Below are 12586 nucleotides of genomic sequence, written 5' to 3'. Positions count from 1 at the left end.
AAGGCTCTCTGCTTTTAGTGTAAATTACTTTATTTAATGATTTCTTCGATCTCCGCTATGATTTTTTGAGCGATCGATTCTGCAGCCTCTGCTGTTGGGCCTTCAGAATAGATACGTATGATCGGCTCTGTATTGGATTTACGCAAATGCACCCACTCGTTCTCAAAATCTATTTTTAATCCATCAATCGTAGAGTGCTCTTCATGCTTATATTTTTCTTCCATTTTCGCCAAAAGACCATCAATATCCAATTCAGGAGTTAATGTAATCTTATTTTTCGACATGAAATACTGTGGTAATTCTGCTCGGTATTCAGATACTTTTTTGCCCAATTTTGCTAAGTGCGTTAAAAAGATCGCTACACCTACTAGCGAATCGCGGCCATAGTGCGATGCAGGATAGATCACACCACCGTTGCCCTCTCCACCAATCACAGCATGTACTTCTTTCATCTTAGTCACGACATTTACCTCACCAACAGCAGCAGCAAAATATTGCCCACCATGTTTCACAGTGACATCACGCAACGCTCTTGTTGAAGATAAATTAGAAACTGTATTTCCTTTTGTATGTTGTAAAATATAGTCTGAGACAGCTACCAACGTGTATTCTTCTCCAAATAAATCACCGTCTTCCATCATAAATACCAAACGATCTACGTCTGGATCCACAGCAATACCCAGATCGGCACCATTTTCCAATACCGCTTTAGAAAGATCCGTCAGATTTTCTTTCAATGGCTCTGGATTATGCTGAAATTTTCCATCAGGCTCACAATGTATTTTATAGATAGTCTCCACACCCAGCGCTTCTAACAAAGCTGGGATAAACAGTCCACCTGTACTATTAACAGCATCTACCGCAATTTTAAAATGTGCGTTTTTCACAGCCTCCGCATCGACCAAATCCAATGCTAATACATCATCAATATGTTTTTGCATATAGCTGTTATCTTTAGTCACTTGACCAAGCTCTTCAAATCCTGCAAAATCAAAGTCTAAGCTTTCACCTAAAGCCAATACTTCCTTACCTTCTGCATCATTGATAAATTCTCCTTTTGCATTTAACAGTTTTAAAGCATTCCACTGACCAGGATTATGGGAAGCCGTTAAGATGATTCCTCCTCCTGCATTTTCTTTAGGAACAGCAATCTCTACTGTCGGAGTTGTCGAAAGACCCAAATCGATCACATCTACACCAATACTCTGTAAGGTACCGATAACCAAATTACTGACCATTTCACCAGAAACTCGTGCATCACGACCGACAACAATTTTGTTGATCCCAGTTTGATTCACGATGATTTTACCATATGCTGCGGTGAATTTCACGATATCGATAGGTGTCAACCCTTCTCCAGAACGACCACCAATGGTACCTCTAATACCAGATATTGATTTAATTAAAGTCATGTTAAATTACGTTTATTCTGTAAAAATAAAACAATAGTCCTAATATTTATAATAAAGCGTTTCCTTTTGTAAAATAATTATACTACTTTTGTTGCAACATTGTTTCTTTTACATATATATCGGCATCAAATTGAAATTATTTATACATTTGGATTCAGATCGCGACGAACTGTTATCAAAATAATTTCAATTTTAATACATCAACATGATTGACCAAATAGTACATATAGATCAAGAAATTTTTTTAGCCATCAATCAAGGATTAAGTAATCCGATTTTCGATTGGCTACTTCCTATTTTAAGAAATCCATATACTTGGGCACCTTTATACTTGTTTTTGGTTATTTTCTTCATCAAGACCTACGGTAAGACAGGTATCCTGATTGTCGTCATGACATTGGCTACATTTGGAGCATCGGATGCAGTATCATCCCATTTGATTAAAAAATCAATTAAGCGCGTAAGACCATGCAATGATATTGTATTTAAACAAGAGGTCAATATTCGGGTGAGATGTGGTTCAGGTTTTAGTTTCACGTCTTCACATGCGACCAATCATTTTGCTCTAGCATTTTTCTGGATCGTATTATTCAGAAGAAAATGGAAACATGCGATGTGGTTATGTATCACATGGGCGACATTAATTTCCATATCGCAGATTTATGTGGGTGTTCACTATCCATTTGATATTTTATGTGGAGCCATTTTAGGGATATTGATCGGTTTAGCAATGGGATATATCTTTAAAAAAATAAAACCAGAATTCTTTAATCCTGTAATAGCCAAATGAGCGCAATCATCTTAGTCAGTATTCTATTTTTCTCCGCATTAGCGAGTGGTTTGGCGGTCTTCTTTGTCAAAAGAAATAATACGAATTTACTTAAATTAATACTATCCTTTAGTGGTGCATATCTATTTGCAATCACCGTTTTGCACCTGATACCTCATGTATATCAGACACGTACTACGGATGCAGAAATATTAGGGATATATGTCTTAGGTGGTTTTTTGTTTCAACTCATCTTAGAGCAGTTTTCTCAAGGTATCGAGCATGGCCATCTGCATCATGAAGAAGGACATCATCATGCTTTCCCCATGGGCATTATGATCAGTTTATGTCTACATGCCTTTTTAGAAGGTATGCCATTGGCGGCGACCCATCAAACAGAGTTGGTTTTTGGTATCGCGATCCACCATATTCCAGCAGCATTCGCATTGGGGAGTTTGCTCATCAGCACACATCTTTCCAAAAGGAGTATTACGACACTTTTAATTGTTTTTGCGGCGATGACCCCACTGGGTTTCTCCTTCAGCAAAGCGATCAGTACAGGAGAAATTGGCAATATTCAACAGTATTTTGATAAAATCATGGCTGTCGTCATTGGTATATTTTTACATATATCAACAACGATATTATTTGAATCGGGATCTGCAGATCACCATAAATTCAATAAGAAGAAAATGATCGCTGTTTTTGTTGGAGTTGCAATAGCACTGATGAATTTTCTATTTGATGGACATGACCACAGTCATTCTTCTGGCGATCATCCACAAGAAATAAATCATGATCATGATCACAGTCATGATCATGATGATCATCATCATTAAATATTTTTTATTTCAGGATCTGGGCTTCCTCTAAATTTATCTAAAAGTTCGTTCAATTGGAGACATTCCGATTCTGAAAGATGATTAGGCAATATATCATTCAAGAGCATATCTTGTTCCAATTCTTCCAAAACGTTGAGCCCAGCCTCTGTGATCAACAGATTGACAGCACGCTTATCGGCATTGGACTTACAGCGATCGACCAATCCTTTAATAACCAATCGATCTATCAATCTGGATATATCAGGCGTATTGGTCAACATCCTTGATTTTATCAAATTATTAGTAACAGGAGTCGGAAATTGCCCTCGTAATATCCGTAAGACGTTGAATTGACGTAATGTAATTTGCTTCTGTTCCGCCCGCTTCTCTAAAAGCGCAGTTACCCAGTTACTTGTGTACAATAGGTTAACAGTGGCGCGTTGCCACTCCGTACTAAATTTATTCACTTGTATGGCTTCATCAATTTTCATATTTTAAATATATCACATATTTATCATAAATGTATAAGAATTATATTAGAATCATTCTAAATCAGATTAAATTCTTATATTTGAAAATTACATATTCACAGAAATAATGCGCGATAAATCTAGTTTAGACAAGCTAAAAAAGGGACAAAGAGCGATCATAGTTGATTTGAATTCGAATGACATTCCCGCTAAGTTTTATGAAATGGGATTCCTCCCTGGGACCGAAATTGAAGTCAAACATATTGCCCCATTAAATGGTCCAATGTGTCTAAACATAATTGCTAGTAACTCATTGATTGCTATCAGAAAATCTGAAGCCAAGGTAATCATTATCGATCCAAAATAAATGAACAATCCTATTATTGCACTTTTGGGGAATCCAAATGTGGGTAAAACATCCCTGTTTAATCGTATTACAAAACTCAATCAGAAAGTTGGAAACTATCCTGGTATTACTGTTGAAAAACGCGAAGGCTCATTAACTGCGAACAACAAAACATATAAAATCATTGATTTACCGGGTACCTACACTTTATTTCCAAACTCGTTGGATGAAGAGGTAGTCTTTAATATTCTTGTCGATCAAAACAACAAATTAAAGCCAAATTTAATCGTTGTCGTTGGAGAACCTTCCAATTTAAAAAGATCGATCATACTTTATCAACAAGCACGAGAACTGGGCCTACCTGCCATCTTCGTCATCAACATGATCGATGAGGCAAAGGCCAAAGGAATTCAGATTGATATTGCTAAACTGGAACTATTGTTAAAAACTAAGGTTTTTCAGACCAATGCGCGAACCGGCGCAGGGATTGACAAACTGATCGCTGCTTTTGATGCTGTACCCCCATTATATATTGGCAATTTTGATATCCCTACCGAATACACTTTAGCGGTAGACGAAGCAAAAAAGCTATTTCCACTGGAAAACGAATACAGCACATGGCAATATTTAGCCAAAGGCAATGTAGAGTTTCTCTCGGATGAAAAAAATGCAGCATTAGCAAATATTAGAAAAAATCACAACGTCAGTCCACAAGTACTTCAAAAACAAGAATCTGTACAGCGAAACAAAAATCTGGAACAGGCTTTAAGTACCATCGTTTTAAAAGATCTAGATTCAAAAAGCGTAACCAATGGTATTGACAAAATTCTCCTACACCCGGTTTTGGGCTACCTGATTTTCTTTGGAGTCCTATTTTTGATCTTCCAGGGGATCTATAACTGGTCGGGTCCAGCGATGGATTTCATTGATACTCAATTTGCGGATTTGGCGGCATATGTACAGAGCACATTGCCTGCAGGACCTCTTCCTGATTTGCTGTCCAATGGTATTATTAAGGGTATTGGTGGGATTGTTATTTTTGTTCCTCAGATCGTCATCCTCTACATCTTTATCTCCCTAATGGAAGAAACAGGTTATATGAGCCGTGTCGTATTCTTGATGGATCGTTGGTTGAGACCTTTTGGACTAAACGGAAAATCTGTCATCCCTTTGATTTCAGGTGTTGCCTGTGCTGTGCCAGCAGTGATGTCTGCACGTAATATTGAAAACAGCAAAGAACGCTTGGTAACGATGCTTGTGACGCCGTTTATGACCTGTTCTGCACGACTACCGATCTATATCGTGATCATTGGATTAGTGATCCCTGACACCAAATTTTTAGGTTTTAATATTCAGGGAATGATTCTTTTTGCGCTTTATATCTTAGGTATTTTAGCTGCATTGGGATCAGCATGGTTGCTCAATAAAATCATTAAAACAAAACATAAGTCATTTTTGATTTTTGAATTGCCGACCTATAAATTCCCGGATTGGAAGAATCTGTTCTTAAACGTTTGGGACAAATCATCCAGTTTTGTTTTTGGTGCCGGTAAAATTATTTTAGCCATTTCAGTCATCTTATGGGCGCTCGGAAGTTTTGGGCCTGGCGACAAATTTAAAAATGCAGAAGAGATCGTCACGCAAAATAACCCTAACCTATCCGATGAAGACCTCGATCATGAAATCTCCTCTTACAAAGTAGAACACTCCTATTTAGGTTATCTAGGCATGGTAATTGAGCCTATTGTAGAACCATTGGGTTATGATTGGAAAATGGGAATTGGTCTGATATCGTCATTTGCAGCACGTGAGGTGTTTGTTGGGACCATGGCTACAGTGTATAGTATTGGCGATGATGCAGATATTGAAGACGACGCTTCTAAAAGAACCATATTAAGTAAAATGCGAGCTGAGGTAAACAGAAATACAGGCCTACCGGCATATAATCTTGCATCAGGAGTTTCCCTGTTACTATTTTACGCTTTCGCCATGCAATGTATGAGTACAATTGCAATTGTAAAAAAAGAAACCGCATCATGGAAATGGACCTTGATACAACTGGGTTTTATGACAGGCTTGGCTTATATCGCAGCTTTGATCGCCTATCAGGCATTAAAATAATATATTATGACAAATTTAATTATTCAATATATCATCGTTGGAGCAATTATTATTGCGGCAGTAATCTATTTTTCAAAATCCATGCGTGCTTCATTTAGTGGTAAGAAAAGCTGTGGAAAAGGTTGTGGTTGCGATATGAAGCAACCCGATGTTCAAGAAAAAAAATAATTCATAACGTCAATATTGCCTGGGTTTTACACCTTGCAATAAGATATTTGTCAATCAACAAAAACCGTTGTTCATATCAGATGTCAACGGTTTTTGCATTCCATATGGTTTCCCTAACAACCCTACTTTTAGATCGGTACATCATCAATTTTGAATAATAATAGGCTATAATTCATCTGATCACGTGTCAACATACACACTTCATGTCTTATTATTTCTAGATAAATACTATATTAGCTTATCTAAAAATTAGCCCGTATATTCACTTTATAAAAAAACAAATACGTGGATCAAACTCCAAAAGAAAATAACGAATTAAAAAGAGGTCTCCAAAATCGACACATTCAACTGATCGCCTTAGGCGGTGCAATTGGAACGGGACTATTCTTAGGTATTGGTAAGGCTGCTATACTAGCCGGTCCTTCTGTCATCTTAGGTTATGCATTAGCAGGTATTATCGCATTTTTCATTATGCGTCAACTTGGTGAAATGGTTGTTGAAGAACCTGTCTCTGGAAGTTTTAGCTTTTTCGCCAATAAATATCTGGGATCATTTGCTGGATATGCTTCTGGCTGGAATTATTGGGTACTGTATATATTGGTCAGCATGGCTGAATTGACCGCTATAGGTGTATATATCCAATTTTGGTGGCCCGAAATACCACTCTGGACTTCTAGCCTATTCTTCTTCTTTATTATTAATGCGCTCAACCTCGCTTCTGTCAAGGTGTACGGAGAAGCCGAATTTTGGTTTTCCATCGTCAAAGTCATTGCCATCATTGCGATGATCGTATTCGGATCTTACCTACTGATCAGTGGTACAGGAAGCCCACAATCGTCGATCAGCAACTTGTATAATGATGGTGGCTTTTTTCCAAAAGGATGGCTATCTCAAAATAGTGAAGGTACCTATGAAGGACTACTGGCAGCAATAGCGTTGATCATGTTTTCATTTGGAGGTCTAGAATTAGTCGGTATAACCGCTGCAGAGGCTGAAAATCCAGAGAAGAATATTCCAAAAGCAACCAATCAGGTGATCTACAGGATTTTGATCTTTTATGTCGGAGCCCTGATTATCTTATTTGCACTATCGCCATGGCAACAGATCACTGCCGACACAAGCCCCTTTGTGACCGTATTTGACTCGTTAAAAAGTTTTCAATTTTCCATATTTGGAAAAACGGTGTATGCAACAAGTTTAATAGCCAATGTATTGAATTTAATTGTATTAACGGCTGCTTTATCTGTCTATAACAGCAGTGTTTACAGCAATAGTAGAATGCTTTATGGTTTAGCAAGTCAGGGAAATGCGCCAAAGTTTCTAAATAAGTTAAGTAAAAATCATGTTCCTGTCAATGCGATCCTTGTTTCAGCATTATTTGCCGCCATCTGCGTGGTGATCAATAAAATCATGCCGCAAGATGCTCTGGAAATTTTAATGTCATTAGTAGTATCCTCATTAATTATCAATTGGGTGATGATTACCATCACGCATTTTTACTTTAAGAAAGATAAAATACAGCGAAGCATCAAGACCAAATTTCCATCCTTTCTATATCCCCTTAGCAATTACATCTGCATCCTGTTTTTAATCGCAGTGCTTTTTATTATGTGGATCACAGGGATGAAAGTTCCGGTAGAATTGATCCCCATCTGGATGGTCCTTCTCTATTTCTCTTACCTCTTGGTCAAGAGAAATAAATCTAAAAAATAGTCTATTGTGATCTATCGCCGCCAATAGATGCGAGCACGATAAATAAAATAGCCATACCTTTAGATCCATAAAACAATTAAGCTCCTAAAATATAGATTATTTTAGGAGCTTAATTGTTTAAAAAACAGCTATTATATACTGCTATTCCGCATCATTATAATTCCAGCTTTGCAATTTATTTTGCAATATTCTGGATATCTTATTAAAATATCTTTTTTGCTTATATCCCATTACCCACTGTACACCTTGAACAGCATTCGTCAAGAAAATCTCTTCAGCTTCCTTCATGATCTGTGGACTTATTTGAGCCTCTACCACTTCTATCCCCTCATCTATCGCCATATCGATCACAACACGTCTCATCACCCCTTCAATACATCCTTCAGATAGAGCAGGCGTATAGAGCGTCTTCTCATAATGTACAAATATATTTGAACTCAGCGCTTCACAAAGAAATCCTTCTTGGTTCAACAACAGCACATCGTCAAAACCCATCTTTTTCTTGTGGATACCAGCTAAAACATAAATCTGAGAATTTAGGGATTTAATTTTCGATAAATCACTAAATGGTTTTTTATATTCCGTATATAAATCGACGATCAAGCCTACCTTTTTATCCTTTAGATTGGGCTCAGGTCTGGACACTTGAAAGACATAGGAAGGTTTATTCGTAGTGGGACTGTATAAACCACCACCATTCCGAAACACGGTCAAGCGGATACGAACGAGCTGACCGACCATATTATTTTTACGTATCAGTTCTTCAACTTTTGAGCGAAAGAAAAATTCATCAAACAGATTGGCATCTTCAAGATGCAAAGCCGTCATTCCTTTTTGTAATCTTTCCACATGAAAGTTTAAGAACCTAATTTCACCATCTTTAAACAGCATCGTTTCAAACAAGCCATCGCCATAACGTGCTGCTCTATTTTCGATAGAGAAAATTTCTTGTTCTTCTGGTACTATGTTACCGTTAAAATTGATATATGTTGTTGGCATCGTAAGTATACGTATTATTATTCCTCAGTTGGTTTTGATAAAGCTGCATAATTGCGCCATTTCTCTAATCCTAAACGAAAATCTTCTGGCAATGGTACTTCAAATTTAACATTTTCTTTCGTACTTGGATGCACAAATCCAATTACCTGTGCATGAAGAGCTTGACGAGGTAATATTTTAAAACAATTTTCTACAAACTGCTTATATTTTGTAAAGACTGTTCCTTTAATAATCTTGTCACCTCCATACATAGCATCGTTAAATAAAGGATGTCCAATCGACTGCATGTGTGCACGGATCTGGTGTGTTCTTCCAGTCTCCAATTGACATTCGATCAACGTCACATATCCCAAACGTTCCAGCACCCGATAATGAGTCACCGACCAGCGTCCGTTGGCTTCGTTATCATACATTGCCATGATACGTCTATCTTTTTGATGACGTCCGATATAGCCCGTTATAGTACCATCTTCTTTAATATCTCCCCAGACCAACGCGATATATTTTCGGGTGATGCTGTGATCAAAAAATTGTTTCGCTAGGTGCGTCATTGATTTTTCGTTCTTAGCGATCACCAATAATCCTGAAGTATCTTTATCGATCCGATGCACTAAGCCTGGACGATCCGAATTGCCGGGCAACTGTGGTAATTGTTGAATATGATGCGTTAAAGCATTGACCAATGTTCCAGTATAATTATTAAAACCAGGATGAACGACCATACCCGACTCTTTATTGACAATCAAAACATCATTATCTTCATGAATAATATCCAAAGGAATATCTTCTGGATAAACTTCGGTATCCCTTGGGGGATCTGGCAAGACTACAGTGATGACATCAAGCGGTCTCACTTTATAACTTGCCTTTACAGGCTTTTCGTTTACTAATACGGACTCCGCTTCAATAGCAGCCTGAATTTTATTTCGAGATGCATTCTCTACTCTATTCATCAGAAATTTATCGATGCGCAGTAACGCTTGTCCTTTATCTACCTCTATACGCAAATGCTCAAATAACTCTTGATCATCTTGCTCTTGTAACTCTAAATTTTCAGCCATCGTACAAAAATAACCTAATTCATACAAAATCTACTAACTTTGTACATAATAGTGTATGATATCTTTTAATTTTTATAGCCCCGAGCAGAAAATAAGCCTTCCAGACTGGCAAAAAAAGTCTATAGAGGTCAGCATAAAGCGCGATGATCTGATTCATCCCTTTATATCTGGTAATAAATGGCGAAAATTAAAGTTCAATATTCAGGCTGCATTAGCACAAAATAAAAATCATTTGGTCACCTTTGGAGGTGCATGGTCTAATCATATTTTGGCAACAGCTTGTGCAGGTGCCACCTTTGGTTTCAAAACAACAGCTTTCTTACGTGCCGATATTGGAATAAATAATCCCGTCCTTGCCATGTGCAGATTATTCGGGATGGAGCTCATCTATACCGATCGCTCCGATTATAAACACAAATCCGCACTTTTCGAGACACATTTCCATCAAGATCCCCAAGCTTATTTCATTGACGAAGGTGGACATGGTCCCCTTGGTTCACAGGGATGTGAAGAAATTGTATCTTCCCTACAGGACACCTACGATCATATCTTCTGTGCCTGCGGAACAGGAACAACAATTGCAGGCATTCAACATGCCGTATCCACAGCAGGCTTGCCAACACAGGTGCATGGCATTCCAGTTTTGAAAGGAGGAGATTTTATTCAAGATGAAATTCAAAAAATACATCCCCACGCCTCTCCCGTAACCTTACATACCGATTATCATTTTGGAGGATATGCAAAAACCAAACCGCAGCTGATCCAATTTGTTGAACACTTTGTCTCGCGTACAGGTATCATGATTGAACCTACGTATACCGGTAAACTTTTCTTTGCTCTCGATGATTTAATCGCACAAGATTATTTTAAAACAGATGACCGCATACTGGTCATCCACACGGGAGGTCTGACCGGTTTCTTAGGGATGTACGAACGCTTTAATCTTGATCTAGGTCAATAAATACATCATTTTAAACGTTTCAACATTGATTTGACAAAATCATAAAAATAATACTGTACGTTTGAACATCAAAATTTAACTATAGCATGAAAATATTAGCATTTGCTGCTAGTAATAGCAGAAATTCCATTAACAAAACATTTGTTACTTCAGTTTCCAAATACTACAAAGAAGTAGACGATGTCATCGATATTTTAGATTTAAATGATTACGAGATGCCCTTATATTCGATCGATAGGGAAATCGAATCTGGGATTCCGCAGTTAGCACTTGATTTTGCTGCTAAAATCGATGAAGCCGATTTCTTGCTCATATCAATAGCAGAATATAATGGATCCTATAATGTGGGCTATAAAAATATCATTGATTGGGTTTCACGCATTTCAGATCGCAAAACATTCAATGGCAAGCCTGTTTTTTTACTGGCTACCAGTCCTGGGCCGATGGGTGGATCTACTGTCCTGACCACAGCGGTTAATAGAATTGCATGGGATGGCGCAGAAGTACTAGACTCCTTTTCATTACCTCATTTTGGAAGTAATTTTGAGGCCGGTAAAGGCGTGACCAATATCGAGTATAGAAGCAAATTGGAGGCTAAAGTACGAGCGACCAAACGTGCGCTTAAAGAGAAAGCAGCTTCTTTAGATTAATCAAAACTTAACAGAAAAAGTCATAGTCATCTGTGACTTTTTTTGTATCTTGGAAGTATTAAAATATAAATTTATGGCAAAGAAAATATTATTACTTGTCGGTGATTTCGTAGAAGACTACGAAGCGATGGTTCCTTTTCAGGCGATGGGTGCAGTGGGTATTCATGTCGATGCCGTTGCGCCAGATCGCAAAAAAGGTGATGTAGTACCTACTGCTGTCCATGATTTTACAGGAGATCAAACCTATAAAGAGTTGCGTGGACACAATTTTGCAATCAATAAAGATTTTGATGGGATACAATTGGAAGAATATGATGGTCTTTATATCGCGGGCGGTCGTTCGGCAGAGTATATCCGTTTAAACAAACGCGTCTTAGAAATAACGAAATATTTCTTTGACCACAATAAGCCAGTAGCTGCGATCTGTCACGGTATCCAAGTATTGACAGCAGCCAAAGTACTTCAAGGTCGTACACTGACAGCCTACGTCGCAGTAGGACCAGATATTGAACTGGCAGGAGGAACATGGAAAAATATCCCTGCAGATCAAGCCATCGTTGATGGCAATTTGGTTACTTCACCAGCGTGGCCAGGTCACCAAGCTATCCTAAAGGAGTTTTACAAACTATTAGGAATTACCATATCACTATAACTACATTCTGTTTAATGAAAAAAAATAAAAGGGTATGGTTAATCATCATACCCATTCTAGCAATCTTAGCATTTATGCTCAAGGATTCCTTTACACAAAAAAGTATTGAAGATCTTCCTGGTGATTTTAAGGAAGTGGCATTTGTCAGAAATGAGCAAAATAAAGGTGGCATCATTCGCATATATGCGATTTCAGTCGGTAATCCAGCGCAAGCAGACTATCAGGCATGTATTGATCTGCTCCCTGTAAACGATTATGGAAGTTCCACAACGGCTTACTTTTTTGATAAAAACGCCCCCTATCCTACTTCCCTTACGGTAGAGGCTCCACACTATGATGGAAAGCAGTTTCAAGCCATTCAGATCTCCAAAAAATCAGGAACAAATAAATAACAAACAACATGAGGATTTAAATTGAGTAATCCTCAGAAAGAAACTAAACAG

General features: G+C 37.8%; 14 protein-coding genes. 10 read left to right on the top strand and 4 right to left on the bottom strand.

Going from position 1 to position 12586, the window contains the following annotated elements:
• Positions 1-29: 29 nt before the first annotated feature.
• Positions 30-1412: a phosphoglucosamine mutase gene (gene glmM, locus B3P23_RS14950; RefSeq protein ID WP_045752976.1), complete on the bottom strand. Its 1383-nt coding sequence runs from the start codon at positions 1410-1412 to the stop codon at positions 30-32.
• A gap of 205 nt (positions 1413-1617) precedes the next feature.
• Here glmM and B3P23_RS14945 point away from each other — a divergent pair, with 205 nt between their 5' ends.
• Both B3P23_RS14945 and B3P23_RS14940 read left to right on the top strand, forming a co-directional pair.
• Positions 1618-2202 carry a phosphatase PAP2 family protein gene (locus B3P23_RS14945; RefSeq protein ID WP_045752977.1) on the top strand — a complete coding sequence of 195 codons (585 nt, stop codon included), beginning with the start codon at positions 1618-1620 and terminating at the stop codon, positions 2200-2202.
• Complete coding sequence (locus tag B3P23_RS14940; protein ID WP_260948930.1) at positions 2199-3020, top strand: ZIP family metal transporter; 822 nt, start codon at positions 2199-2201, stop codon at positions 3018-3020. Before B3P23_RS14945 ends, B3P23_RS14940 begins: the two co-directional genes overlap by 4 nt.
• Here B3P23_RS14940 and B3P23_RS14935 read toward each other — a convergent pair.
• Positions 3017-3493, bottom strand: a complete 477-nt coding sequence (locus B3P23_RS14935) for a MarR family winged helix-turn-helix transcriptional regulator (protein ID WP_045752979.1) — start codon at positions 3491-3493, stop codon at positions 3017-3019. The genes B3P23_RS14940 and B3P23_RS14935 overlap by 4 nt on opposite strands.
• A 106-nt stretch (positions 3494-3599) precedes the next feature.
• Between B3P23_RS14935 and B3P23_RS14930 the strand changes: the two genes are divergently transcribed.
• From B3P23_RS14930 to B3P23_RS14915, 4 genes are all read left to right on the top strand, one after another.
• Entirely contained in the window at positions 3600-3839 is a 240-nt protein-coding gene (locus B3P23_RS14930) for a FeoA family protein (protein WP_045752980.1), read from the top strand.
• Positions 3840-5939: a ferrous iron transport protein B gene (feoB, locus tag B3P23_RS14925; RefSeq protein ID WP_293927554.1), complete on the top strand. Its 2100-nt coding sequence runs from the start codon at positions 3840-3842 to the stop codon at positions 5937-5939.
• Between the two features lie 6 nt (positions 5940-5945).
• Positions 5946-6107, top strand: coding sequence for a FeoB-associated Cys-rich membrane protein (locus tag B3P23_RS14920; RefSeq protein WP_248753255.1), 162 nt, complete (start codon positions 5946-5948; stop codon positions 6105-6107).
• Positions 6108-6392: 285 nt separating this feature from the next.
• Complete coding sequence (locus B3P23_RS14915; RefSeq protein ID WP_045752982.1) at positions 6393-7820, top strand: amino acid permease; 1428 nt, start codon at positions 6393-6395, stop codon at positions 7818-7820.
• A gap of 141 nt (positions 7821-7961) precedes the next feature.
• Here B3P23_RS14915 and B3P23_RS14910 read toward each other — a convergent pair whose 3' ends face one another.
• Together B3P23_RS14910 and B3P23_RS14905 are read right to left on the bottom strand one after the other, a co-directional pair.
• The gene (locus B3P23_RS14910) at positions 7962-8819 is read right to left on the bottom strand and encodes an aminotransferase class IV (RefSeq protein WP_045752983.1); all 858 of its coding nucleotides are present in this window, start codon (positions 8817-8819) and stop codon (positions 7962-7964) included.
• A gap of 17 nt (positions 8820-8836) precedes the next feature.
• On the bottom strand, positions 8837-9880 hold the full coding sequence (locus B3P23_RS14905) for an RluA family pseudouridine synthase (RefSeq protein ID WP_094772498.1): 1044 nt from the start codon (positions 9878-9880) through the stop codon (positions 8837-8839).
• Positions 9881-9935: 55 nt separating this feature from the next.
• Here B3P23_RS14905 and B3P23_RS14900 point away from each other — a divergent pair, with 55 nt between their 5' ends.
• The 4 genes from B3P23_RS14900 to B3P23_RS14885 all read left to right on the top strand — a co-directional run bounded on the left by B3P23_RS14900 (position 9936) and on the right by B3P23_RS14885 (position 12535).
• Positions 9936-10841: a 1-aminocyclopropane-1-carboxylate deaminase/D-cysteine desulfhydrase gene (locus tag B3P23_RS14900; RefSeq protein WP_293927548.1), complete on the top strand. Its 906-nt coding sequence runs from the start codon at positions 9936-9938 to the stop codon at positions 10839-10841.
• An 86-nt stretch (positions 10842-10927) separates the two neighbouring features.
• Positions 10928-11491, top strand: coding sequence for an NADPH-dependent FMN reductase (locus tag B3P23_RS14895; protein WP_045756136.1), 564 nt, complete (start codon positions 10928-10930; stop codon positions 11489-11491).
• A 73-nt stretch (positions 11492-11564) separates the two neighbouring features.
• Positions 11565-12143, top strand: coding sequence for a DJ-1/PfpI family protein (locus tag B3P23_RS14890; RefSeq protein ID WP_045756135.1), 579 nt, complete (start codon positions 11565-11567; stop codon positions 12141-12143).
• Positions 12144-12157: 14 nt separating this feature from the next.
• Positions 12158-12535, top strand: coding sequence for a hypothetical protein (locus tag B3P23_RS14885; protein WP_045756134.1), 378 nt, complete (start codon positions 12158-12160; stop codon positions 12533-12535).
• Positions 12536-12586: the final 51 nt, after the last annotated feature.

The sequence above is a fragment of the Sphingobacterium sp. UBA6320 genome (assembly GCF_002440335.1).
In the GTDB taxonomy this organism is placed as follows: Bacteria; Bacteroidota; Bacteroidia; order Sphingobacteriales; family Sphingobacteriaceae; genus Sphingobacterium.
The sequence above is the reverse complement of the archived record's forward strand: the minus strand, read 5'-3'. Positions and strand labels throughout refer to the sequence as shown.